Here is a 25,421-nt window from a genome sequence, read left to right as displayed (position 1 = left end):
TTTGCGCGCGAATGCTAGGCTGACCGGGTTAACCCCTGGTGATCGGGCTCAGCGCTTGAATTCGAGGATATCGAGCTTCGATTCGTAATAGGGCGCCGGGAACTCGATGCGCCATTCACTGGCGCTGTTGCGGAAGGCATAGCCGACCTGATCGCTTTCCGGGCCGCTGCCGTAGGGCTTTGCCGGATCGTCGTTGACGTGGAAGGAACCGAGATAGATCGCGCGTTTCTCGCCATCGTCGAAGAAGCGGCCCTTGGTGCGTTGCGAGCCGGTGATCTTTTCCAGTCTCCAGCCAGAACCGTCGTCGCTCACCTCGCATTTGAACCAGCCATAGATGACGAGCGGGCTCAATCCGCCGGCCTTGATGGTGCGGCATTGCCATTTGCCGGTCAGGTCCCTGTCAGAGAAGGGAACCAGCGGCTTTGCCAGCAAAGCGTCGAGCTGCTTGACCTCGGCGGGATCGCCGGCCTTCGCCTCGTCAAGCGCTGCCTTGCGCGTCTCGCCATATTTGTTGAGCCGCGCCTTGTCGGCAGCCGTTATCAGCGTCTGCACCTCGCCATCGGCGAACGCGGGCATGGTCAAGCAGAGGACAGTTGCTGCGGCAAACATGAGGCGAGCGATCATCGGTGGCGTTTCCTTTTTGATGGCTGGAGCAGGCTGTTTTCTTGTCTGGCGCATACCTTAATGTTTCGCCGCGTTCTGTCATCCGTGCCTGAGCATCGACAGCAGAAACGAGGTGGAAAGAATGCGGATCTTGCTGACGGGATCGTCCGGTTGGCTGGGCAGCGCCTTGGCGCCGCGCCTGCGGGCTCTTGGCCATGACGTCACCGGCCTCGATCCCGTTCCGTCTTCGGAAACGCCGATCGTCGGCTCAGTGGCCGATCGCGACCTGGTCATGAGGGCGGTCGAGGGGAACCGCGTCGAGGCCATCATCCATAGCGGCGCGCTGCACAAGCCTGACATCGAACGTTATCGCAACGAGGATTTCGTCGAGACGAATGTGCGCGGCACGCTCAACCTGCTCGACGCGGCGGCAGCATTCGGCGTTCAGCGTTTCGTGTTCACGTCGACGACGTCGCTGATGATTTCCCAAACCATTCGCGCCGGCTTCACCGGCGGGACGCGCAAGGCGGCATGGCTGACGGAAGACATGTCGCCTGAACCGCGCAACATCTACGGCGTCACCAAGCTTTCAGCCGAACAGCTCTGCCGGCTCTATCATTTGCAGTTCGGCCTGCCGGTGATCGTGTTGCGCACCGCCCGGTTTTTTCCCGAGGCGGACGACATGGCGCACGTGATCGAACAGTCGGATGCCAACACCAAGGCCAATGAGCTGTTGTTCCGCCGGCTGACGGTGGAGGACGCAGCCGACGCCCACATCGCTGCCCTGGAGAAAGCGCCGCAATTGGGCTTCGACACTTTCATCATCTCGGCACCGACGCCTTTCCAGCCCGAAGATTGCGCGGCCTTGATCGCCGACGCGCCGTCGGTCGTGGCGCGCTATTTTCCGGATTATCCGGCGCTCTACGCGAAGAAAGGCTGGACGATGTTTTCGTCGATCGACCGGGTCTATGATGCGTCGCGGGCGCAGGAAGCGGCTGGGTTTCATCTGCAAGACGAGCTTTGCCGATGTGCTCGCCCGGCTTGTGGCGGAATAAGAGCGCGGGTATTCGTCAGGAATGCGCGTCACTGGGAGAGGTAGTTGGGAGTAACAATCTACTTTGAAGGACAGTTACGGGGTCACGAGCAATATGCTGCTTTGCTGCACGAAGCCAAGGCGTTCGCCATTGCGCGAGACTGGCCGGTGCGCGAGATCGATGAGCGCGAGAAGACGCTCAATCGAGTCATTGATGAACGAAACGTGGACTATATTGGCCCTGTGTTTGGAATAGAGCTTCAACCGCATCCCAATTCGGAACCGCTGCGGCTTGAGTTCGACAAGCACCTCTTCGTTCAACAACACTGTAAAACTCAGTTTTCAGGTGCAGGCGCTCATATCGAGATCATCAGCTTTCTTCGCGAAATTACTCGCTTGTTCTCCAGTCTCAATGTCGTCGATGAAGGGGCGTATTGGGAGCTAAGTGATCCGTCAATTCTGCAAAGTAATTTTGACAATGTCGATGCAATGCTTGCCGAAATATTGCTTAAAGATCCAACCGCGCGGGGACCGATCCGCCTTGAAACCGGGCGCATTATCGATGTCATATCGGATCGGTGAATCGGTGGGCGAAAATGAACGGCAGCCTCCGGCAAACGCTTAGAGGACGCTATTTCTTTTACGAATGTGCTGAGGCGCTGGCCAGTTCCTTCGTCAGGTCACCATAGCCGGTCGAGCGGCGCTCATAGGCGAGGCCGAGCATTTTCGCCGCCTTTTCGGCGACCTTGTCGAGTTCCGGGTCGTTGGTCTGAGCGATATAGATCAGCTTCTCGTAGTTGCCGAAATAGTCCTTGATCAGCTCCGGGTGCTTGTCGAGGCCGAGCGGCTTCATGAAGAAGGCATCGAATTGCCGGCAGAGGAAGTCGGTCATGTAGAACGACATCATGTCGTCATCGGCGACCTTCGCATAGGCATCCATGCCCTGGTAGAAAGCAAAGCAATGCGGCCCGGCCATGCGCTCGACGCCATGCTTCTCGCAGATCCGATCGAGCAGGCCACCCGTGCCGCAATCGGCATAGCCGACGAAGATGTGTCTGTAGCCGTCGGTCTTGGCCTTCTCGATAGCCTTGTCCATGGCCGGCGCGATGCGGTCCGGATAGAAATGGAACTCCGCCGGCAGGCAGGTCAGGTCGAGATGGTCGAGCCCGAGCTGCTCCTTGACCGCCAAAACTTCGCGCGCGATCATCCCGCAGGCGATGACGAGCAGCCTGTCGCCTTGATCGGATTGTTGTTTTCGCGCGGTAGTCATGGAACCAGTCTAATCGATCTTCGTTGCTGTCCAGCGAATTTATATGCTGAGGGAGACACCATTCATGAAATTGTTCCGCGTCGCGCCAATCGCTATTCTCGCCTGCGCCTTGGCTGTTTCGGCCTGCGCCAACACGGTGCGCGGCGTCGGTAAGGATATCAAATCCACTGCGAAGGCAGTTGACGATACCGTCAAGAAACCCTGATCCGCACGGCTCTCAACATTTGGGAATAAAAAAGCCGCACTGCAAGGCGCGGCTTTTCTTGTTCGTGCCGGACTTATTGGCTCAGGCCGAAGCGCGGACGTTGTGCTTGCGCTTCATGAAGTCCTTGGCGGTCTCGACTGCCACCGCGGCGTCGCGGCAATAGGCGTCGGCGCCGACGGCTTTGCCGAATTCCTCGTTGAGCGGTGCGCCGCCGACCAGTACGACATAGTCGTCGCGAATGCCTTTTTCCTTCATCGTATCGATGACGACCTTCATGTAAGGCATGGTCGTCGTCAGCAGGGCCGACATGCCGATGATGTCGGGCTGGTGCTTTTCGATGGCATCGAGATATTTTTCGACCGCATTGTTGATGCCGAGGTCGATGACATCGAAGCCGGCGCCTTCCATCATCATGCCGACCAGGTTCTTGCCGATGTCGTGGATGTCGCCCTTGACGGTGCCGATCACCATCTTGCCCTGCTTCGGCGCGCCTGTGGCGACAAGCAGCGGACGCAGGATGAACATGCCGGCCTTCATCGCGTTGGCCGACAGCAGCACTTCGGGAACGAACAGGATGCCGTCGCGGAAATCCTCGCCGACGATACGCATGCCCTCGACCAGAGCCTCGGTCAACACCTTGTAAGGCGCCCAGCCGCGCTCGAGAAGGATATTGGTGCCTTCCTCGATTTCTTCCTTCAACCCGTCATAAAGATCGTCGTGCATCTGCTGCACCAACTCGTCGTCGGAGAGTTCCGAAAGGATGATCTCGTCGTCGGCCATTTTTTCTCAGGCTCCTTGCCGGCTACAACTATCGCGGCAGCTTAAAAATATCGCGTCAATACCTAACCCGCACGGGCCGGTTGTCCATAGCTGATTTGCGACTTCCCGCAAAACGAAAGCGACCGTAAATCTCTTGGAATTCTTGTCGATTTTGCGACAGGCGTTGGCGCTGGCGGGCCGTTTCGAATAGGGTGCATGGCTACGATCCGGCCAGAGACCGCAATATGCGGCCGCAAACGGATTTCAGGCCGGTACAACAGCCCGGCCGGAGTAAATCAGGCCAGAACGAAAGCCAGGGAAGAACGATTATGAGTGAGAACGCGCCGGTCGATCAGGAAGCGTCAAACGCACGGCGCGGGCGCGCTGCCAGCGGTGGCGCCGCAGCCCGACGGGCCGCGCGTTCGGGCGGCGGCCCCGGCACACAGCTCACCTATATCAAGCGCAAGATCAACGTCTATGAAGTGCTGGACGAGGAAGGGCTGGCGCTGATCGAAAAGAACACCGATACGGTGCTGGAGGAGATCGGCATCATCTTCCGCGACGACGCCGAGGCGCTGCAGCTTTGGAAAGAGGCGGGCGCCGACGTCAAGGGCGAGCGGGTGCATTTCCCCAAGGGCCTCTGCCGCTCGCTGTTGAAGACCGCTCCGTCCGTCTATACCCAGCACGCCCGCAACGGCGAGCGCTCGGTGCAGATCGGCGGCAACGCGACAGTGTTCGCGCCGGTCTATGGACCGCCCTTCGTGCGCGATCTCGACGGCGTCAGGCGCTATGCGACGATCGAGGATTTCCGGAATTTCGTGAAACTCGCCTATATGGCGCCGTCGATCCACCATTCGGGCGGCACGGTTTGCGAGCCGGTCGACGTGCCGGTCAACAAACGGCATCTCGACATGGTCTACAGCCATATCAAATATTCGGACAAGCCGTTCATGGGCTCGGTGACCGCGCCCGAGCGCGCGGAAGATACGGTGGCGATGGCCAAGATCGTGTTCGGTGACGATTTCGTCGAGAACAACACGGTGCTGACCAGCCTGATCAACGCCAACTCGCCGATGGTCTTCGACGAGACCATGCTGGGAGCGCTGAAGGTCTATTCGCGCCACAATCAGGCCTGTATCGTCACGCCGTTCATCCTTGCCGGTGCGATGAGCCCGGTGACGGTCGCCGGCACGCTGACCCAGGTTTTAGCCGAGGTTCTGGCGGGAGCGTCGTTCACCCAGCTGATCCGGCCGGGTGCGCCGGTGCTGTTCGGCACCTTCGCCTCGTCGATCTCGATGCAGTCGGGCGCGCCGACCTTCGGCACGCCGGAGCCGTCGCTGGTCTCGTATGGCGCCGCACAGCTTGCCCGTCGGCTCGGCCTGCCGTTTCGCACCGGCGGTTCGCTCTGTGCTTCAAAAATCCCCGATGCGCAGGCCGCCTACGAGAGCGCCAACACGCTGAACTCGACGATCCTCGCCGGCACCAACTTCGTGCTGCATTCGGCCGGCTGGCTCGAGGGCGGTCTCGCCTCCTGCTACGAAAAGTTCATGATGGATATCGACCAGCTCGGCATGACGCAGAAGTTCTCTGAGGGTGTCGACCTGTCGGAAAACGGCCAGGCGATGGACGCCATCCGCCAGGTCGGCCCAGGCAGCCACTATCTCGGCTGCGATCACACCCAGGCCAATTTCCAGACCGCGTTCTACCGCTCCAACATCGCCGATAACAATTCCTACGAGCAATGGCTGGCCGAAGGCGAAAAAACCGCGCCGCAGCGCGCCAACGAGCTCGCCCGCCGCTGGCTGGAGAGCTACGAGGCGCCGTATCTCGACCCGGGCATCGACGACGGGCTGAAGGACTTCATCGCCAGGAAGAAGGCGTCGATGGCCGACGCCTTCACCTGAAAGGAGCCCGAATCAGGCGGGGCTAAAGTCGCCAACATCATCCACAAGGAAGTCTGGCGGAGCGCCTTCTCCGACCCGGACAAGAAGGGATGATCCCGAGCGCGGCATGACTCAAACAATCGCGGCGGCACTTTCCGTCCATGGCCTTATGCTTCGCGGCGGCTTCAATTTTGCAGGTGCTGAAGAAAAACCCTCCGGTCTCTCCGGCGCTGCCGCCAGATCCGTTCTGCTGGTGGGGCAGGCGGGTGCCGCACCTTGGCCGCACTTCCTGCGCTGGTTGGAGAAACAGTCACAGCCGATCGACGATCCGCTCGACAGATGGTCTCGCGAAGTGATCGGCGCGGTGGCCGGAAAATTCGGGGCGCGCGCCGTGTCACCGTCCGACAGACCGTATCTGCCGTTCCAGCAATGGGCGGTGCGGGCGGAGGGCTTGCGGCCGTCGCCGCTCGGCATCCTCATGCATCCGCAATACGGGCTCTGGCACGCCTATCGCGGCGCGCTGCTGTTCGAAAATGAGATTGCGCTCCAACAACCCCACGAGGTGGTTCACCTTTGCGATACATGTTTGGAAAAACCTTGCCTGAAATCCTGTCCGGTCGAGGCTTATTCTGCGAATGGTTTTGCACATGAAACCTGTCTGGCCCATGTGCGCGGGCAAAACGGCGCGCCCTGCCGGACCGGCGGCTGCCTTGATCGCAACGCCTGTCCTTACGGTACCGATTATCGCTATCCGGCCGAGGTTCAGGCCTTTCACATGGCAGCATTCGCGCGTCTGTAGCGTCGCCGAATGCCGCACGAAATCTTGAAGCAGATCGCCTCATTACAGCTTGCGGCGACGGTCAGCGCGGATATCTATCGCACGACATGTCAACGGAGCGGGCGATGGCCAAGCAAGCGATCCAGATCAAGACGAGTGACGGCGTGGCCAAAGCCGGGCTGTTCCGCTCGGCAGCCCCAGCCAAGGCAGCGATCATCCTCTACATGGACGCTTTTGGCCCGCGACCGGCGCTCGACCAGATGGCGGAAAGGCTTACCGACGAAGGCTATGCGGTGCTGGTGCCGGACCTTTTTTACCGCAACGCGCCCTACGGCCCTTTCGAAGCCAAGACTGCGTTCAGTGACGAGAGGAGCAAGGCCGCAATCACAGGTCTCGTCGGCGGCACGACCCAGGAGATGACGATCCGCGACAGCGGCGCGTTCCTCGATGCGCTCGCTGCCCAAGGCCTGACCGGGCCGGTCGGCATTGTCGGCTACTGCATGGGCGGAGCGCGGGCGCTGAACGCGGCGGCCACCTATTCCGACCGCATCGCCGCTGCTGCCAGTTTCCACGGTGGCAATCTGGCCGGTGACGCCGCCGACAGTCCGCACCGGAAGGCCGCCTCACTCAAGGCAAGGGTCTAAATCGGCACTGCCGGTGTCGACCGCAGCTTTCCGCCGGAGCAATCGGCGCGGCTCGCCGAAACACTGCGCGCCGCCAAGGTCGATCATGTCATAGAGAACTATGCCGGCATGGCGCATGGCTGGTGCATGCCGGACCATAGTGCCTTCGATGCAGCCGGCGCCGAACGCCACTGGAAGCGGCTGACGACGCTGTTTGCGGAGACGCTCGGCCAAGTCACGCCAACCATTACGACGTGACCGCCCGCCAAAAAATTCTTTCCATCGCCCCAAGGAACCGCCATTAGCCTTCGTCCAACAGGCAAATGATGGCGATGATGCTGGACGAAAGCGAAGCCTCCGACGCCGAACTGATCGGACGGGCGAAGGGCGGAGACCGGGGTGCTTTCGGCAAGTTGCTCGAAAGGCACTATGGTTTCGTCTATCGCGCCGCCTATCGTTGGTGCGGGAAAAAGGCCGACGCCGAGGACATCGCCCAGGAAGTCTGCGTCCGGCTCGGGCGGGCGATCCGCGACTATCACGGCAGCGGTGCCTTCACGACGTGGCTCTACATCATGACGCTGAATGCGGCGCGCGACATGATGCGCAAGACCGCCCGCGAGACGGTCAAGACCGAGGCCTATGGCGCCTATGCGCTGATTTCGGGGGAAATCTCGTCTGAGCCGGAAGACCCGGCCGAGCCGCTCTGGGCAGCGGTGCGCAAGCTGCCGGACAAGCAGCGCGATGCGGTGCTGCTGGTTTATGGCGAAGGGCTGAGCCACGCCGCCGCCGCCGAGGCGATGGCGATCTCGGAGACAACGGTTTCCTGGCACATCCATGAAGCGAAGAAACGGCTGAAGACGCTGATGCGTTCAGCCGGGGAAGTGTGACCATGGTCGACGACAACGAACTGAACAGACTGCGCGACATCGCAGCACCGGCGCCGGACGCGGACGCAAAGGCGCGTGCCCTCCAGGCCGCGCTGCGCGCCTATGACATGGAAGAAAAAACTTTGCCGGGCGCCCAAGGATCGGTGAGCGGGCTTCGTCTCACAGAGCGAGCACAAAGGCTCTGGAGCGAAATCATGCAAAAGAAACTCTTCGCCACGCCGGCCATTGCCGGGCTCGTTGCCCTGCCGATCGCCGGATACGCTACCATTTATATGCTGGGGGAATCCAAATTCGACGGGCCCGAATTCGGCGGGGATAAGATCACCGAAACGCTGGCTGACAAGCCGACGACCGTCAAACCGCCGGTCGTTGCCGAAGCGGACAAGCAGAAGAAGGCGGACGCCGACAGTGAAAGCCGCGACACCGGCGATGCGCTTGTGGCGCCGACATCGCCGCCGAAGGCGGAATCGACCGCAGTCGGCGGGCTGACGCAGCAGGATGTGCTCAGCCGCAATGCACCCGAACCGCAGCCGAGCAGCGAGCTTGCGTTGAACGGCGACGCAAGCTCCGCGGCCCCTTCAGCCGATGGCGGCGCGCGGGTCGGCCGGATGCCTGGCACGGTTGCCGAGCCCAAGCTGATGGCACAGCAGCCCGCCGCTGCGCCGGCCGACCAGATGCTGCCGCAAGAGGAAAACCGCGACCGCGTCGAGAATTTCAAGACCAACCCGGTGCATGCCGCGCTTGAAGACCCGGTCTCGACCTTCTCGATCGATGTCGACACCGCTTCCTATTCCTTCGTCCGGCGCTCGCTCAAGGAAGGCTTTATCCCGCAGGCCGACACGGTTCGCGTCGAGGAGATGGTCAACTACTTCCCCTATGACTGGAAAGGCCCGGACTCCGCCTCGACGCCGTTCAACTCGACCGTCAGCGTCATGCCGACACCGTGGAACGAGCACACCAGGCTGATGCATGTCGCCATCAAGGGTTTCGACGTGAAGCCGGCCGAGCAGCCCAGGGCCAATCTGGTCTTCCTGATCGATGTGTCGGGGTCGATGAACGAGCAGGACAAGCTTCCGCTCCTGCAGTCGGCCTTCCGACTGCTGGTCAACAAGCTGAGACCTGACGACACCGTCTCGATCGTCACCTATGCGGGCGATGCCGGTACCGTGCTGGAGCCCACCAAGGCTTCGGAAAAGGACAAGATCCTCGCTGCCATCGACAATCTGACATCCGGCGGCTCGACGGCAGGCGAGGCCGGCATCAAGGAAGCCTACAGGCTGGCGCAGAAATCCTTCGTCAAGGACGGCATCAATCGGGTGATGCTCGCCACCGATGGCGACTTCAATGTCGGCCAGACCGACGACGACGACCTGAAGCGGCTGATCGAAAAGGAGCGCAAGACAGGCGTATTCCTGTCGGTGTTCGGCTTCGGCCGCGACAATCTGAACGACCAGATGATGCAGACCATCGCCCAGAACGGCAATGGCACTGCTGCCTACATCGATACATTGGCGGAGGCCGAGAAGGTGCTGGTCGAGGATGCCTCCTCGACACTGTTCACCATCGCCAAGGACGTGAAGATCCAGGTCGAGTTCAACCCGAACAAGGTCTCGGAGTACCGGCTGATTGGCTACGAAACCCGCGCCTTGAACCGCGAGGATTTCAACAATGACCGGGTCGATGCCGGCGAGATCGGCTCAGGTCATTCAGTCACCGCGATCTACGAGATCACGCCTAAGGGCAGCGGCGGCGAACAGATCGACCAACTGCGCTACGGCCAGGCCTCGGTGAACAATGGCGGTGTCGCCAATGCCGACGAATATGCTTTCGTCAAGATCCGCTACAAGCTGCCGAACGAGGACACCTCGAAGCTGATCACCACGCCGGTAACGTCAGCCAACGAGGTGGCGTCGTTCGATCAGGCCAGCACCGACCAGCGTTTCTCTGTTGCCGTTGCTGCCTTCGGCCAGAAGCTGCGCGACGAGGATGCTACCGCGAAGTTCGGCTACGACAAGATCATGCAGATTGCCACCGCCGCCAGGGGAGCCGACCCATTTGGGTACAGGTCCGAGTTCCTCTCGCTCGTGCGCCTTGCCTCGGCGCTCGGCGGTAACCGGTAGTGGCAATGACGGCCGGTTTCTTTCAGATGGGATCGTTCTGATAGGGGGAGCCGGCCTACGGGCGGGTGAGGCAGGCCGGCGAGGGAAACCTTGCCGGCCTTTTTTCGCGGCCGCACTGCTTCGCGCGGACCATGTCGCAGACGAAAGGGTCAGGCGCGTCCGCGGCGCCGCTCGCGGCGGGCTTCGCTGGTCTCGGCGACATTGACCGTAGCCTGCTTGTTGCGCATCGGGCCGATGCGTTCGACGATCTGCTCGACGGTCGGGCGATCCGACTTGGTGTGCGCATCGAGCGCCTTGCGCATTGCGGCGAGGTGCTGGAACGAGGTGCCGCAGCAGCCGCCGACGATTTTGGCGCCGGCATCGACGGCGAGGCGCACATAGTCGGCCATCAGCTCGGGTGTGCCGGAATAGTAGATCTCGGCACCGCGAAATTCGGGAATGCCGCAATTGCCCTTGACGATCACCGTTGCTTCCGGCTTCGCCGCGGTCATGTCGAGCAGCGACGCGAGAATGTCGGAGGCGCCGACACCGCAATTGGCGCCGACACCGAGCGGTGTCTGCGACAGGCCATCGACGACGCCGTGGATGTCCTTCGGCAGCAGTCCCATCATGGTGCGGCCGGCGGTGTCGAAGGAGCCGGTATAGGTATAGGGCAGGCCGACGCGGATGGCGGCTTCGGCGGCGGCGCGGATTTCGTCAGGCGCCGACATGGTTTCGATCCAGGCGACTTCGGCGCCGCCGGCCTTCAGCCCCTCAATCTGCTCGGCAAAGGCTTCGACCGCCTCGTCATAGGTCATGGCGCCGAGCGGCACCAGCAGCTCGCCGGTCGGGCCGACGGAGCCGGCCACGATCACCTTGCGGCCGGCGTTGCCGGCGACGGCGCTTGCGATCTCGGCCGCGCGCTTGTTCAGCGCATAGACCCGGTCCTGCGCGTGGTGCAGCTTGAGCCGATGGCGGGTGCCGCCAAAAGAGTTGGTCAGGATGATGTCGGCGCCGGCATCGACAAAGTTCTGGTGCAGGCTGGTGATGGTGTCGGGCGCGGTCTCGTTCAAGAGCTCGGGAGCCTCTCCGGCCTCAAGGCCCATGGCGAACAGATTCGTGCCGGTGGCGCCATCGGCGAGCAGGACGCCCTTTTCGGCAAGCAGAGCGTCGATCGGATTGGTCATGTGAAATACGCCTTCCCGGAAGAATAACTGAGATAAGGATATAAAGAATTCTTTATGTGGCGTCAATGTCGGCACGTAGAGCAACCGGTCAAAATCGCATCTCCGCCAGCTTTCGTGTGAAGCTGGCCGCTTCATGCGCGTTGACGTCCGCGGCACGGATCAGATTGTCGAAATGGCTGGTCAGGATGCGGATCGGCTGCGTGGCGTTCAGCACCAGATACATGTCGCCGACGTAAATGGCGGCGCGATAGGGCCCGAAGATGGTGTAGGGGATCGAATAGCGCATCCGCCCGTCATAGAGAAACAGGCGGAAGGTGGGATAGAGGTCGTCGAGCAGCGTCGCCATGTGCAGGAGCTGCTGGTGGCGGTCGGCCTCCGGAAAGCGGTCCCACACGCCCAGCCCGCGCGCGAAGATCTCCAGCGTGTGGCGCGGCATACAGACTTCCATGTCGGTTTCGGGCCGTCGGTTGTAGTCGATGCGGTACTGCGTTTCGCCGGCCTGTGCCTCGCGACTCTTGTTGGCGATAACGGCTTCGTAGTCGACAAGCGCCTCGGTGCGCAGAAGATCGGGAATGCCGGCCGGCACGTAGCGGATTTTCGTTCCCGCCGCCTCGGCATGCCAGCGAGCCAGCAGCGTGCGGTCGAAGCCGTCCGGCGCCTCCTCGATCTCAAGGCTCTCGCGGATTTCACCGGTGACGCCCTCGTCGTGGCTGAGGCCGAGCAGCCAGTCGAGCGAGACTTTGAATTCGGCGGCGATGTTGAGCAGCGTTTCGGCGCGGGGAAGGCGGATCGAGGCGCCGGAGAGCAGCTGCGACAGCGCCGAACGGTCGATGCCAACCGCGGCGGCGAAGGCCGACTGGTTCAAATCGGACCTTGTCAAGAGCATTTTCAGGCGCTCGCGAAAGATCGTCGACAGGTCGCGCTTATCCAAATCGCTACCCCATTCAATAGGAGGAAAAATTTGCGCTTAAAGCCGCGAACGCGGGCTTCAGGCGCAAATGAATCCTGTTGGCTGTTTACAATACATAACATATGCAGCTGAAAATGCGCAATCGCAACAGTTTGTGCGCTTTATCGCGTTGCGCCGACGCAACGCTCCTGACACAATGTTGTCAGGAATCAAACGGGTTCCGGCGACTGGAAGGCAGTGGTCGATAGCATGACGAGCATGGGCAACAGGCGACACGGCGCAATGGCCATCGAATGGCCGACAGCATTTCTCGCACTTCTCTGCTACGGCGGCTGGCTCGCTACCGGCTTCCTGCTCTGGCCCTCTTACCCGCTGCTGGCACTCGCCTTTCTGACCCTGATTGCGGCGCTGCAATCCTCGCTGATGCACGAGGTCCTGCACGGCCACCCAACCCGGAATGCGCGGCTCAACGAAGCCTTTGTGTTCCTGCCGATTGGCCTTGTCTGGCCGTTTCGCCGGTTCAAGACCATTCATCTGCGCCACCATGCAGACGAGCGCCTGACCGATCCGCTCGATGATCCCGAAAGCTATTACAAGGCTCTCTGGCAGCACGAGGAGCTGCCGTCGGCGATGAAATTCCTGCTGAAGGTCAACAACACGATGATCGGGCGTTTGGTGCTAGGCCCGTGGCTTTCCTGCATCGGCTTTTTCATCGACGACGCCAAGCAGGTTGCCGCGGGCGACAAGTCCATCCGCAAGGCATGGCTGCTGCATGCGATCGGCCTCGTCGTGGTGCTGCCTGTCGTGCAGTTCGGCTTCGGCATGCCGTTATGGCTCTACATACTGGTGCCGGTGTGGCTTGGGCAGTCGCTGATTTCGATCCGCACCTACGCCGAGCACCAATGGTCTGAACATCCGGAAGGCCGCACGATCATCGTCGAGCGCTCGCCGCTGTCCTTCCTGTTCCTCAACAACAATCTGCATTTCGTCCATCACAAGAGCCCGACGGTGGCCTGGTACAGGCTGCCGAAGCTGTTCGCCGACCGCCGCGACGAATGGCTGCGGATGAACAATGGCTACGCCTATCCGAACTATTTCGCGCTGCTCAAGGCCTATGCCTTCAAGGCGAAGGAGCCGGTCGTCCATCCCGTGCTGCGGCGCATGCAGGAACCAGGACGCGCATTCAAGCCGCGCGTCAGGGCACGCAGCCTCAATGGGCTTGGCAGCGCACCGGTACCCGCCGAGCCGCCGAAAGAATGATTCTTGCGTTGTTGCAGGCGGTGCCGCGCGGACGACGCTTTCCTGACCTTGTCAATTTCCCCGCATAACGGTCAAATCCCGGCATGAGCGAATTCATTGCGGCTTTGCCGATGTACGACTGGCCGGAAGCGCGGGACGATGTCGACGCGCAATGGGCGCGGCTGCGCGATGCTTTCAGGCAAAAAGGCATCGATGCGCCGGAGACGATCATCCGCCGCACCGGCGATTTGCCCCCCGTACCTGGCGGTATTCGCGATGATCAGGGAAAACCCATCGCGCCCGATCCGGCGACATTGCCGCCGGACGAACTGGATTTTCACCAGCTCTGGCTGCATCCGGCGCTGCTCTTTGCACAAACCTGCTGGGGACCGATGGAACTCGGCCTGTCGCAGCGTGTCCAGCTCATCGGCCAGCCGCGTTACGACGCCTTCAAGGGTGGACAGGGCGAACTCTATTCGAGCGCCATCGTCATGAGGGCGGGCGAGGCACCGCCGGCAAGGGCGCCGGCCGACGGCGGTGCCGTCATTCCGCTCGATCAGCTTCGCAGCAAGCGCTTCACCTTCAACAGCCTCGATTCCATGTCGGGCATCATCGCGCCAGCCCGCGACCTGCAAGCATTGGGCGAGAGTTTGGATATCTTTTCCGGGCTGAGCGAAAGCTGTGGGCACCGTGCTTCGATCGTTGCCGTTGCCGAGGGCAGGGCGGACGTCGCGGCGATCGATTGCGAGAGCTGGGCGCTGGCGCAGCGTTTCGAGCCGGCGGCGCAGAAGGTGACGGTCGTCGGCTGGACAAGGCGGCGCAAAGGCTTGCCGTTCATCACCGCCAGGACGACGCCGGAAACGATCGTCGCCGCGATGCGCGAGGCGATCGCGGCGCTCACGTAAAGCGCGTCGCGTTCGGTCGGCCTCATGCGACGCGCTTTAGATTCTTGTTTTATGCATGTCGTTATCGCAAAGCCGCTGCACAGTTTTGCGCGACATGCATTAGCATCGCTCAGCCGCCAAGCAGCCGATTGTCGAGCGGGTAGGTCGAAAGCTTCTCGTAGCCGGTTTCAGTGATCAGGATCTGTTCTTCGATCTTGACGCCTTCGTAGCCGCCAAGCCGACCGATATAGCTCTCGACGCACAGCACCATGCCAGGTTCGAGCACTCCGTCCGGTGTGTCGTCGGTCCAGTCGCCAGCATGCGGCAAAGTCGGGTATTCGTCGGCAAGGCCGACGCCGTGATAGAGCACCCCGTAACGGGCCGGGAAGCAGTCTCCCGGTGGCACTGACGAGCCCTCGACGAGGTCGCGGAACGATATGCCCGGCCGCATCAGCTCCGTGTTGTGGGCGATCTGGTCGGCGGCGATGCGGAACAGGTCGCGCTGCTCCTGCGACGGCGGCGCGTCACCGCAAAGCCAGGTGCGCGAAAGGTCGGCGCAGAAGCCGTAAGGACCGATCAGGTCGGTGTCGAAAGCGACGAGCTCGCCGGCCTTGATCGTCCGCGACGAACACTCCTGGAACCATGGATTGGTGCGCGGACCCGACGACAGGAGCCGGGTTTCGATCCATTCGCCGCCGCGCGCGATGTTGCCGCGATGGAGTTCGGCCCACAATTCGTTCTCGGAGATGCCAGGCCTCAACGCCTTCTCCATCTCGCCCATTGCCGCCTCGCAAGCGGCGATCGCCCGGCGCATGGCAAGGATTTCGTCGGGCGATTTGATCAGCCGCGCATTTTCCATCACCGCCTCGCCATTGCCGGTCGAGATGCCGAGGCGGGCGAGCTCTTCGATGCCCTCGGGATTGATGTGGTCGACTGCGATGCGGCGATTGCCGCCGCCATGTTCCAATACCAGGTCGGCGATGCCGGCTGCCCAGCGGCGGGCTTTTTGGCCGGTCAGCTCGCCGCTGTACAGATAAGCCCACGACACCGCCGGCCGCACCTCGTCGACGACGCCGGAATGATCGGAAAGGTGCTCGCAGGAGAAATAGTCGAACAGCACCACCGGGCCATCGGTGGCAACGAAACAATGCCTGGTCCGATTGTGTGCGACCCAGAGCTGCATGTTGGTTGCGTCGGTGGTATAGCGGATATTGACCGGATCGTAGAGCAGGGCTCCCGCATAGTCGCGGCGCTTCAGCTCGGCGCGGATGCGCTCGAGCCGATATCGGCGCATGGCGGGCAGGTCAGGAGCAGCAATGCCCGCCGCCTGCCATTCGACTTCCGCCAGCGCTCCATAGCCCAGCGCATGCTGGTTGAGTTCAGCGGCCTTCAGCCGCGATTTTTTGTGCAGCACATCGTTCGAGCCGTCCGGCTCGAACGGCATGATCTTGCGGTGATGACGGGGCCGGTCAGTCGGGTTCCTGTCCACCCTCGGCTCCTCCGCTAACGCCTTCCTTGGGCGCGGTGGTTTCTCCCACCGCCATTCTCTTCAATCTTACATAGGCGCCGGCCCGGGCGGACTTGCCGGTGCCGCGCAACAGCGGAACCATCATTTGCCGTGGTTGGCCGTCCGGCTCATAGCCGGCCGCTTTGAGCTGCTCCAAAATGACCGGACGCGGATCGTCTCGGTCAAGCCAGACGAGTACGGCCGGCTCCTGCATCAGCGTTTCGAAATTAGGCACTTCCTGGTCAAGTGCGACCAGGTTTTCATCGACCAACCGCAGGTTTCCGACCCATGCACCATCAGATATTGCGGTTTTGACCGGTCCGTCCGCAGTCAGTTGGCGATAGAGGGCGGGGTAATCCACGCGGATCATCCGCGAGAGGCCACTGGTCCCGTTTATCTGGACGTACCAGGTGGCGGGCGCGAGCAGCACGGCGATGATCGCTCCAGCCGCGATCACCAGGAGCTGCGCATTCCTGCCGCGCGGCGCCAGCCGTTCCATAGTGGCGACGATGGCCATCGGCAACATGAACAGGACCGGTAGCAGCCAGCGGTCCTTGACCACCGTCACGCCGGTGGCAAGTACAAGTACTGCAAGCATGGCCAAGCCGAGCGCCAAGGTACGCCACAACAGAATTTCCCTTGCCGGACCTTTCGGGTGCCGCTCGGAGAAACGGAACTTCGCCAGCCAGAACGTGAGGGCGGAAACGAGCACCGGCAAGACCGCGAAATTGAAGGTGCCCATGATAAACTTGCCGGCGCCGACAAAGGCCGCCGCCACGCGCCCTTGTTGCGCGTCTATTCCGAACTTCTCGCCTCTCGACAATAAATCGGCGGGATGCATGAGGCTCCAATAGGTGGTTGGCGCCAGCACCAATATCGCGACCGCTATGCTGATGGCGAACTTCGGATCGAGAATCGCGCTGCGCCATTCGCGCAGCGACAGCACGGCCGCAACAAGGGCCACCACGAGGAAGACATCATTATATTTGGCAAGAATTGCCGCCGCCGTGGCCAGGCCAAACGCCGCATAGGCGATCATGCTTCGCCGCTCGAGAAGATAGGCCATGGCCAGCAGGAGCAGCGAGCAGAAGCCGACGACGGCGACGGAATGCGACAAGGCGCGCTGCGATTCCCAGACGATCTGCGGGATCGTAAACAGGCCGAACATGGCCGCCGCCGCTGTCGCTTTGGTGTAGCTGAACCGCCGCATGGCGGCGAACACGCTGCAGGCGGCAAGGAACAGCACGGAGTATTTGACGAGCTTCAGCGTGAAGATACTGGTGCCGAAAACATGCGCGGCCAGCCAGTTGATCCAGGTGTACAGGGGTGGTTGCGAGCCGCCATATCCAGCCCAGAGATACGGAACATAGATCAGCTGCTCCGCATCATCGATGCCGACGCCGGTTCCCGCCCAAGAGCTCAACAGGGACAGTATGATGGTCTGCAAGGCAAAGTAAGCCGCGACCATGACGATCGCCGCCGGGAAGGGGCCGATCCGTCCCTCGGCCAGCCACTCGGCCCATCTCAGATTGTACTTCAATGAAATCTCATCGCCCTTGCCAGCAGAGTGTTGCCGGCTGCGCTAGCATGAAGAGTATGCTCCGCACAATGCGACCGGCTGGCTGCGCCTACGTCCTCATCTTTTCGCCGCTCGGGTCGAAAGGCGGTTCGACATTGACGCGTGCGGGACGCCGGTGCCCGAGGATTTCGATCTCGAACAGGCCGGCGCTCTCGTTCTCGGCAAGCGCCGCCGGTACATATCCCTGCGCCATCGACTTCTCGACATAATGCGCATAGCCGCCGGAGGTGACCCAGCCGACCACGCGCCAGTCGCCGTCGACAATGCCGCGCACGGCAGACGCGCCTTCGGCGGCGTTCGAGCCGCGCACTTCCTTGCCGCCCGCGTCGAAGCGCGGCGCGCCATAGCCATGCGGCTTTTCCACGGTGCCGTAATCCTTGCCGCCGACCTTGGCCCAGATCGGCTCGTCGCCCATGACGTCTGCATCCGCGGCATCGACGATGAAGGAGACACGGCGCAGTTTCGGCCCTTCTGCCTGTTCCTTGGCCGCTGCTTCCCGGCCGATGAAGTCGTTCTTCTCCAGCTTGATGAAGCGGTCCATCGAGCCTTCGAACGGTCCGTAGATCGGACGTAGCTCGCGGAACCAGGTCGAGAAGTTCTTTTCAAGGCGCATAGAGAGCAAAGCCCGCATGCCGAAATCGACAAGCCCAAACTCTTCGCCAGCCTCCTTGATCGCCTTGTAGACCAAGCGCTGGTAGGCAGGCGCCATCCATATCTCGTAGCCGAGGTCGCCGGTGTAGGTGATGCGATTGACCATGCAGGGCGCGCCGCCGACCGCCATTTCGCGGAAATCCATAAAGCGGAAGGCCGTGGTCGAGATGTCGACATCGACCAGTTTCTGCAGCAGGTCGCGGGATTTCGGCCCGGCGATGGAGAGACCGACCAGCGTCTGGTCGAAGCGGTGGATGCGGATGCTTCCGTCCTTCGGCAGATGCTTCTCGAACCAGCGCATGTGGTATTTTTGCGCTGCCGAAGAACCCCATATCATGAAGCGTTCTTCCCCACCCCTTGGGCTCGCCTTGGCGATGGTGAAGTCCCCGATCAGCCGGCCGAACTCGTTCAGCATGGGCGTCAGCACGATGCGGCCGGTCTTCGGCATGCGATTGGTCATCAGACGGTTGAGGAAGTCCTCGGCCCCTGGTCCGGAGACTTCGTATTTGGCGAAGTTGGCGATCTCGGTGACGCCGACCTTCTCGCGGGTGGCGCGCACTTCCTCGCCGATCGGGCCGAAATCATTGGAGCGGTGGAAGGACACAACGTCCTTCGGCTCCGAGCCTCTCGGCGCGAACCAGAGCGGGGTTTCGAGACCCCAGCTGTCGCCCATGACGGCGTTGTTGGCGATCATGGTGTCGTAAAGCGGGGTCGTCTGCGCTGGTCTTGCCGCCGGTAATTCCTCGTTGGGAAAGCGGATGGAGAAACGGCGCGAATAATTTTCGCGGACCTTTGCGTTGGTATAGCGCAGCGTTGCCCATTCGCCGAAGCGCGCAACGTCCATGCCCCAGACGTCGAAGCCGGGGTCGCCATGGACCATCCAGTTCGACAGCGCCAGGCCGACGCCGCCGCCCTGGCTGAAGCCGGCCATGACGGCGCAGGCGCACCAGAAATTGGTCAGGCCCTGCACCGGGCCGACCAGCGGGTTGCCGTCCAGCGCGAAGGTGAAGGGGCCGTTGATGATCTGCTTGATGCCGGCCTTTTCGATGCCGGGGAAATGCTTGAAGCCGATCTCGAGCGACGGCGCGATGCGGTCGATGTCTGGCTGCAGCAGCTCGTGGCCGAAATCCCAGGGCGTGCTGACCGGCGACCACGGCTTGCAGGCCTTTTCATAGGTGCCGAGCAGGATGCCGTTGCGCTCCTGGCGGGTATAGATCTCGCCCTTGAAATCGAGCACGCCAATCATCTCGCGGCCGGTCGACTTGTTGAATTCCTCGACCTCCGGCATCGGCTCGGTCAGGAGATACATATGCTCCATGGCCAGCACTGGCAGTTCGACGCCGACCATGCGACCGATCTCGCGCGCCCACAGGCCGCCGCAGTTGACCACATGCTCGGCTTTGACTGTGCCTTGCTCAGTGACGACGTTCCAGGTGCCGTCGACCTCCTGCGTCAGTTCCACGACGCGGTTGCGCAGTACGATCTCGGCGCCTAGCTTCCTGGCGGCCTTGGCATAGGCATGGGTGGTGCCGGAAGGGTCGAGATGGCCCTCGACTGGATCCCACATGGCGCCGACGAAATTCGTCTCGTCCATCAGCGGGAACATTGCCTTGGCTTCGGACGGCGTGATCAGTTCGGTGTCCATGCCGAGATAGCGGCCCTTGGCGTGGGCGAGCCGCAAGAAGTCCATGCGCTCGGGCGTGTCGGCCATCATCACGCCGCCGGTCAGGTGCAGCGAGCAGGATTGGCCGGAAATCTCCTCGATCTCCTTGTAAAGCTGCACCGTATAGGCCTGCAGCTTGGCGACGTTGGGATCGCCGTTCAGCGTATGGAAGCCGCCCGCCGCATGCCAGGACGAGCCGGAAGTGAGCTCCGAACGCTCGATCAGCATGATGTCGGTCCAGCCAGATTTGGCCAGATGATAGAGCACCGAGCAGCCAACGACGCCGCCGCCGATGACAACCGCTTTTGCATGAGATTTCATGAAGATAGATCCGTTTTTGAAGAGATTGAATCGAGTGAGCGGGGCGCGAAAACAAAGCGGAGATGGGATACAGCGATGTTTCGGGCCAGCCTGCCATCAAGACGGAGTGGGGGTCGACTACTCATCAGATGATCAAAAATCGGTCGGCGCGCCGCCTTCGGCCCGGCGCTTGTCGACGAAGGCGTTGAGCTCCTCCCGGATTGCCGGATCCATGTAAGGCTCTTCATAGGAGGCCAGCCGTTCCTTCCAGACGCGATTGGCCTTTTCGAGCGCCGTCGGCGATCCGGCCTCCGCCCAACTCTCGAAATTGCGCCAGTCCGAGATAATAGGCGCATAGAACGCGGTCTTGTAGCGGTCCTGCGTGTGCTGGGTGCCGAAGAAATGGCCGCCGGGGCCGACGGACTGTATGGCGTCGAAACCGAGTGCTTCCTCGGAAAGATCGAGCGGCGTCAGGAACTCTGCGACCATCTGCAACAGGTCTATATCCAGGATGGTCTTCTCATAGGAGCAGCGCAGGCCGCCTTCGAGCCAGCCGGCGGCATGCATCATCAGGTTGCCGCCGCCCTGGATGGCGCCCCACAGCGAGAACACACTTTCATAGGCGGCCTGCGCGTCGACCGTGTTGGCTGCGCAGGTGTTGGAGGTGCGGTAGGGGATGTTGTAGCGGCGGGCGAGCTGCCCGCCGACCAGCTGCGCCTTCATATATTCCGGCGTGCCGAAGGCCGGCGCGCCGGACTTCATGTCCACATTCGAGGTGAAGCCGCCGTAGCCGACAGGCGCGCCCTTGCGCACCATCTGCGCGAAGGCGATGCCGGACAGCGCCTCGGCATTCTGTTGCACCAGCGCGCCGGCAATCGTCACCGGCGCCATAGCGCCGGACAGGGTGAACGGCGTCACGATGACCACCTGGCCCTTGCTCGACATCTGGATGATGCCTTCCATCATCGGCACGTCGAGCTTGAGCGGCGAATTGGTGTTGATGATGGTGAATACCGACGGCTCCGCAAGCAACTGCTCATGGCTGATGCCACGTGCGATCCTGGTGATCTCGATGCCGTCGACGTTGCGCTCCTTGCCGAGCGAATAGATGTGGAACATCTTGTCGGTCAGCGTGGCGAGGTCACGTATGCATTCAAGGTGGCGGACGGACGGATGGATGTCGATCGGCTCGACCGGATAGCCGCCCGTGCAGTTCAATATGTTGTGCATCTGCGCAAGCTTGAGGAAGTTGCGGTAGTCCTGCTGGTTGCCCGGCCGGCGGCCGCGGTCGACGTCGGAGCAATTGGGCGCCGACGCCATCATCGAGATGATCAGATTATCGCCGCCGAAGCGCACGTTGTGCGCCGGGTTGCGGGCGTGGATGGTGAATTCCGGCGGGCAGTGCGCAACCAGTTCCAGGATCATGTCACTGTCGAAGCGCACCCGCTCGCCGCCTTCGCGTACATCGGCGCCATGCGCCTTCATGATGCGCCGGGCTTCGTCATGCAGCACGTCGACGCCGATTTCCCGCAGCACGCGCAGAGAGGCGAGGTGGATAGATTCCAGCTCGTCGTCGGAAACCAGCCGGGTCGGCGCCAGCGGGTTCTTCAACTGCCGAAACGGCGGCTGCTCGAACGCCGCCGATCCGCCGGCACGCTTTCCCGCGCGGCCGCCGCGACGGGCGCGGTCGTTTGCCAATGCAGGTTCGGCGGGCTGAATGGCGGCGGTCATGATAGTCCTCGTACGCTGCGGCAATGCGGCGGCATAATGGACTGCCGGCCGGCCAGCCATTGCGGAGGCGGCGACCACTAGGACGAGGGAAGCGACATGCCTAAAGGGCAGCCGGAGGGATCGTCAGGCTCTTATTCTCTTCCGGCTGGCGCAAGCGGTTTTCGTTGCCGGTGCTTACCGCGATGAAAGCGAAACGCTAGTCCTGCATCATGGACCGGGCGGAACAGGACAGCGGCGAGACAGTGCAATGGGCGGCGATCACCGGCGTGATCGCCACCGTCTCGGTGTTCGCCATCGCGCAAGGGCTGAGCTATCCGCTGTTGAGCTTCATCCTGCAGCGCCAGGGCGTCTCGCCGGCCATGATCGGCCTGTCGGCGGCAATGACGCCGATCGGCTTCATCGTCTCGTCGCCGCTGGTTCCGGCGCTGGCGGGGCGTTTCGGGGCAGGGCGCACCGCGCTTACTTGCGCGGCACTTTCCGCGCTGGTGCTGGCGCTGATCGGCTGGACGCAAAATGTCTATCTGTGGTTTCCTCTGCGCTTTTTGATCGGCGCCGTCACCAACCCGCTCTACGTGCTGAGCGAAGTCTGGGTGATCGCACTGGCGCCGCCGACACGCCGCGGCCGCGTCATGGGCATCTATTCGACCATCATTTCGGCGGGCTTTGCGGCGGGGCCGCTGTGCCTGCTTGCCGTCGGCACCGAGGGGTGGCCACCGTTCGTCGTCGGCATTGCCGCATTCCTGTTTTGCGGCGCCTGCCTCGCCTCGGTGCTGGCACGGCTGCCCAAGGTCGACGAGAGCGGGCACCGGGTTTCGGTCCTGGGGTTCGTGCCGCAGGCTTGGCTGTTGTTATCGGCCGTCGTCGTGGCCGCCGGTTTCGAACAGGCGGTGCTCGCCTTGCTGCCGGTCTACGGAACACATTATGGCATTGCGGAAGCGCGCATGTCGGCGCTGCTGTCGGTGATGATCGCCGGCAACATCGCTATGCAGGTGCCGCTCGGCCTGCTGGCGGAACGACTGACAGCGCGGCTGGTGCGGTTCATCTGTGTTTCGATGACGGTGCTCGGATGCGTTCTGTTGCCGGTTCTCATCGAGACGCCGCTGATCTGGCCGTGCGTCTTCATCTGGGGCGCGGTTTCCTACGGCATTTACACGATGTCGATCATTGAACTCGGCGAGCGGTTCACCGGCTCGGCACTGGTCGCCGGCAACGCCGCCTTCTCGCTGATGTGGGGCGTCGGCGGCATCGCCGTGCCGCCGCTGGCGGGCAGCGCCATGGATGTTGTTGGCGCCGGCGGCCTGCCAATGACGCTCGGTGCCATTTGCCTGGCGCTGGCAGTTGTAACGGTCATTCGAAGACGGATGGTGTGAATGCCAGAAAGCCGCCGTTTCTGACGAATGACTTGAATGTAAGCGGCCCCATGTCGATCTTGGCTATGTCGCCACCCGACTCAACCGGAGACCTCATGAGCAAATCGAATACCAAGGGCCAGCCGGGTTCGGCGGCCGAAGACCCGTTTCTCTGGCTTGAGGACAGGAGGGGCAAGCAGGCGCTCGACTGGGTGCATCACCAAAATGCAGTTACGGTCGGGGAGCTGCAGGGTGATCCGTCCTATCAGATGTCGTTCGAGACGGCGCTCGACCTGATGACAGCCGAGGATAACATCGCCGTCGGGGCCGCTATCAACGGCTACGTCTATAATTTCTGGCAGGACCGGACGAACGTACTCGGCCTCTGGCGGCGCACCACCGTCGCCTCCTACAAGACCGACAAGCCGGAATGGCAGACGATCATCGACTTCGACAGTCTGGCGGCGAAAGAGGGGGTGAAATGGGTGTTCAGCGGCGCCAGCCGGCTCTACCCCGACTTCAGCCGCTGCCTGCTCAACCTGTCGCCGGATGGCGGCGATGCCAGCGAGATGCGCGAATTCGATATCGAAAGCAGATCGTTCGTCGATGGCGGCTTTCGCGCTCCCGCCTCGAAATCGAGCTTTAGCTGGCTGGACGAGGACACGGTTATCGTTTCCGCCGCCTTCGAGGAGGACGACAAGACCCAGTCCGGTTATCCGCGCGTGGTCAAGCTTTGGCGGCGCGGCACGCCACTGGAAGCGGCGATGCCGATCTTCGAGGCGCTGAAGCAGGATCTTGCCGCCGGCGGGTCCGTCGAATTCGACGGCGACAAGCGTCATGTCTTCCTCGCCCGAACCATCGACTTCTTCGCCTCGCACAGTTTCCTGCGGCTGCCTTCCGGCGAGAACAGGCGCATCCCGTTGCCGGACGACGTCACCGATACAGCGCTGTTCAAGGGCCAGCTCGTCTTCGGCGTGCGTACCCCGTGGACTGCGCCGGGCGGCACTCTGTGTAAGCCCGACGGACTCTATTCACTCGATTTCGAGCGCTGGATCGAAACCGGGCTATTCAGATCCCTCGATACCGTGCTCGAGCCGGCGCACCGTGTCTCGATCGCCGGTATTGCCCGCACGCAGGACCGGCTGTTCATCAATTTGATGGACAATGTGCGCGGCAAGGTCGTCGCCGGCAAGCGCAGCGACAGCGACTGGGAGTTCAAGCCCGTGGCGTTGCCCGAAAACGGCAATGTCGGCATCAGCCATGCCGAGCATTTCGGTTCCAGCGTCTCCTTCTCCTTCACCGATTTCCTGACGCCGAGCTCGATCATCTGGTCGGACGACAACGCTGCGGGGCTGGCAACGGTGAAGTCGCAGCCGGCGCGTTTCGACGCGTCGTCCCTGCTCTCCGAACAGTTCGAGGCACGCTCGAAGGATGGCACGATGATCCCGTACTTCGTCGTCAGGAAGCGCGACTTGCATGGACCCGTGCCGACATTGCTTTACGGCTATGGCGGCTTCGAAGTGCCGCTGCTGCCCGGCTATGCCGGCGTGCGCGGCAGGCTGTGGCTGGAGAAGGGCAATGCCTATGTGCAGGCCAACATCCGCGGCGGCGGCGAGTTCGGCCCGAACTGGCACCAGGCAGCGCTCAAGGCCAATCGCCAGAATGCCTTCGACGATTTCGCTGCCGTCGCGCAAGATCTGATCAAACGCGGCATCGCTACGCCCGCCACACTGGGCATCCAGGGCGGATCGAATGGTGGCTTGCTGACCGGCGTCTCGCTGACCCAGCACCCGGAATTGTTCGGTGCAGTGATCATCGACGTGCCGTTGCTCGACATGCTGCGTTACACCGAGCTGCCGCCCGGCGCGTCATGGATGGCCGAGTATGGCGATCCGGCGAAGTCGGAAGAGGCAGCCTGGCTCGCCGCCTATTCGCCCTACCAGCATGTAGACACGGATGCAGCCTATCCGCCGGTGTTGCTGACGACCTCGACCGCCGACGATCGCGTCCATCCCGGCCATGCCCGCAAGATGGCGGCACGGCTGCAGGCGGCCGGCCACGGCAAGACGCTGTTCTTCGAGGAGACCGAAGGCGGCCATGGTGGACGCGGCGACCGGCGGCCGCAGGCCGCACAGGCGGCGATGAAGTACGTCTTCCTGCAGCGGGCCCTGACTGGCACCAATTGACTGGCACCAATTGACCGGCGTCGCTTGACCGGCACGGCTTGAACTGAGGGCTCGAGGCAGCCTAAGGTACATGCATGGCTCGGCTGGCGAAATCG

At 62.2% G+C, this 25,421-nt stretch carries 20 protein-coding genes and 1 pseudogene; 12 read left to right on the top strand and 9 right to left on the bottom strand.

Annotation, left to right across the window (positions count from 1 at the left end; all coding sequences use genetic code 11):
* Positions 1-48: 48 nt before the first annotated feature.
* Positions 49-624, bottom strand: a complete 576-nt coding sequence (locus tag NKI39_RS06085; protein WP_352470292.1) for a DUF4893 domain-containing protein — start codon at positions 622-624, stop codon at positions 49-51.
* A 121-nt stretch (positions 625-745) separates the two neighbouring features.
* Here NKI39_RS06085 and NKI39_RS06080 point away from each other — a divergent pair, with 121 nt between their 5' ends.
* Both NKI39_RS06080 and NKI39_RS06075 read left to right on the top strand, forming a co-directional pair.
* Positions 746-1,702 carry an NAD-dependent epimerase/dehydratase family protein gene (locus NKI39_RS06080; RefSeq protein ID WP_352539658.1) on the top strand — a complete coding sequence of 319 codons (957 nt, stop codon included), beginning with the start codon at positions 746-748 and terminating at the stop codon, positions 1,700-1,702.
* Positions 1,703-2,218: a hypothetical protein gene (locus NKI39_RS06075; protein ID WP_352539659.1), complete on the top strand. Its 516-nt coding sequence runs from the start codon at positions 1,703-1,705 to the stop codon at positions 2,216-2,218. It begins immediately after the preceding gene.
* 58 nt (positions 2,219-2,276) lie between these two features.
* Here NKI39_RS06075 and NKI39_RS06070 read toward each other — a convergent pair whose 3' ends face one another.
* Complete coding sequence (locus NKI39_RS06070) at positions 2,277-2,906, bottom strand: DUF1638 domain-containing protein (RefSeq protein WP_352539660.1); 630 nt, start codon at positions 2,904-2,906, stop codon at positions 2,277-2,279.
* Positions 2,907-2,970: 64 nt separating this feature from the next.
* On the opposite strand from NKI39_RS06070, the gene NKI39_RS06065 reads away from it, so the two are divergent.
* Entirely contained in the window at positions 2,971-3,111 is a 141-nt protein-coding gene (locus NKI39_RS06065) for an entericidin A/B family lipoprotein (RefSeq protein WP_023676507.1), read from the top strand.
* A gap of 81 nt (positions 3,112-3,192) precedes the next feature.
* On the opposite strand, the gene NKI39_RS06060 is transcribed toward NKI39_RS06065, so the two are convergent.
* Positions 3,193-3,891 carry a cobalamin B12-binding domain-containing protein gene (locus NKI39_RS06060; protein ID WP_023676506.1) on the bottom strand — a complete coding sequence of 233 codons (699 nt, stop codon included), beginning with the start codon at positions 3,889-3,891 and terminating at the stop codon, positions 3,193-3,195.
* 308 nt (positions 3,892-4,199) lie between these two features.
* On the opposite strand from NKI39_RS06060, the gene NKI39_RS06055 reads away from it, so the two are divergent.
* The 5 genes and pseudogenes from NKI39_RS06055 (at position 4,200) to NKI39_RS06035 (ending at position 10,161) form a co-directional block, all read left to right on the top strand.
* Positions 4,200-5,774 (top strand): trimethylamine methyltransferase family protein, encoded by a 1,575-nt coding sequence (locus tag NKI39_RS06055; protein ID WP_292654762.1) that lies wholly within the window; start codon positions 4,200-4,202, stop codon positions 5,772-5,774.
* 148 nt (positions 5,775-5,922) lie between these two features.
* Complete coding sequence (locus tag NKI39_RS06050) at positions 5,923-6,552, top strand: hypothetical protein (RefSeq protein ID WP_352539661.1); 630 nt, start codon at positions 5,923-5,925, stop codon at positions 6,550-6,552.
* A 104-nt stretch (positions 6,553-6,656) separates the two neighbouring features.
* Positions 6,657-7,412 (top strand): annotated as a pseudogene (locus tag NKI39_RS06045) (dienelactone hydrolase family protein).
* A gap of 68 nt (positions 7,413-7,480) precedes the next feature.
* Positions 7,481-8,041 (top strand): RNA polymerase sigma factor, encoded by a 561-nt coding sequence (locus NKI39_RS06040; RefSeq protein ID WP_352539663.1) that lies wholly within the window; start codon positions 7,481-7,483, stop codon positions 8,039-8,041.
* A 2-nt stretch (positions 8,042-8,043) separates the two neighbouring features.
* Positions 8,044-10,161, top strand: a complete 2,118-nt coding sequence (locus NKI39_RS06035; protein WP_352831063.1) for a vWA domain-containing protein — start codon at positions 8,044-8,046, stop codon at positions 10,159-10,161.
* 149 nt (positions 10,162-10,310) lie between these two features.
* On the opposite strand, the gene bmt is transcribed toward NKI39_RS06035, so the two are convergent.
* A complete protein-coding gene (gene bmt, locus NKI39_RS06030; protein ID WP_352831061.1) occupies positions 10,311-11,327 on the bottom strand; it encodes a betaine--homocysteine S-methyltransferase in 1,017 nt (338 codons plus the stop codon).
* Between the two features lie 88 nt (positions 11,328-11,415).
* Positions 11,416-12,258, bottom strand: coding sequence for a helix-turn-helix domain-containing protein (locus tag NKI39_RS06025; protein WP_352452091.1), 843 nt, complete (start codon positions 12,256-12,258; stop codon positions 11,416-11,418).
* Between the two features lie 228 nt (positions 12,259-12,486).
* On the opposite strand from NKI39_RS06025, the gene NKI39_RS06020 reads away from it, so the two are divergent.
* Positions 12,487-13,497, top strand: coding sequence for a fatty acid desaturase (locus NKI39_RS06020; protein WP_352831059.1), 1,011 nt, complete (start codon positions 12,487-12,489; stop codon positions 13,495-13,497).
* Positions 13,498-13,580: 83 nt separating this feature from the next.
* Entirely contained in the window at positions 13,581-14,381 is an 801-nt protein-coding gene (locus NKI39_RS06015) for a phosphate/phosphite/phosphonate ABC transporter substrate-binding protein (RefSeq protein WP_352539667.1), read from the top strand.
* Positions 14,382-14,490: 109 nt separating this feature from the next.
* On the opposite strand, the gene NKI39_RS06010 is transcribed toward NKI39_RS06015, so the two are convergent.
* From NKI39_RS06010 to NKI39_RS05995, 4 genes are all read right to left on the bottom strand, one after another.
* Complete coding sequence (locus NKI39_RS06010) at positions 14,491-15,804, bottom strand: M24 family metallopeptidase (protein ID WP_352831278.1); 1,314 nt, start codon at positions 15,802-15,804, stop codon at positions 14,491-14,493.
* A gap of 25 nt (positions 15,805-15,829) precedes the next feature.
* Complete coding sequence (locus NKI39_RS06005; protein ID WP_352831057.1) at positions 15,830-17,407, bottom strand: ArnT family glycosyltransferase; 1,578 nt, start codon at positions 17,405-17,407, stop codon at positions 15,830-15,832.
* A gap of 88 nt (positions 17,408-17,495) precedes the next feature.
* A complete protein-coding gene (locus NKI39_RS06000; protein ID WP_352831055.1) occupies positions 17,496-20,081 on the bottom strand; it encodes a GcvT family protein in 2,586 nt (861 codons plus the stop codon).
* A 132-nt stretch (positions 20,082-20,213) separates the two neighbouring features.
* Positions 20,214-21,791, bottom strand: a complete 1,578-nt coding sequence (locus NKI39_RS05995) for a trimethylamine methyltransferase family protein (protein ID WP_352470303.1) — start codon at positions 21,789-21,791, stop codon at positions 20,214-20,216.
* Positions 21,792-22,000: 209 nt separating this feature from the next.
* Between NKI39_RS05995 and NKI39_RS05990 the strand changes: the two genes are divergently transcribed.
* Positions 22,001-23,161, top strand: a complete 1,161-nt coding sequence (locus NKI39_RS05990; protein ID WP_352470304.1) for an MFS transporter — start codon at positions 22,001-22,003, stop codon at positions 23,159-23,161.
* A gap of 95 nt (positions 23,162-23,256) precedes the next feature.
* Positions 23,257-25,326: a prolyl oligopeptidase family serine peptidase gene (locus tag NKI39_RS05985; RefSeq protein WP_352831053.1), complete on the top strand. Its 2,070-nt coding sequence runs from the start codon at positions 23,257-23,259 to the stop codon at positions 25,324-25,326.
* Positions 25,327-25,421 lie beyond the last annotated feature (95 nt).

Origin of the sequence: Mesorhizobium sp. M0664, from assembly GCF_040320565.1 — a bacterium.
Lineage (GTDB): Bacteria > Pseudomonadota > Alphaproteobacteria > Rhizobiales > Rhizobiaceae > Mesorhizobium.
The sequence above is the reverse complement of the archived record's forward strand: the minus strand, read 5'-3'. Positions and strand labels throughout refer to the sequence as shown.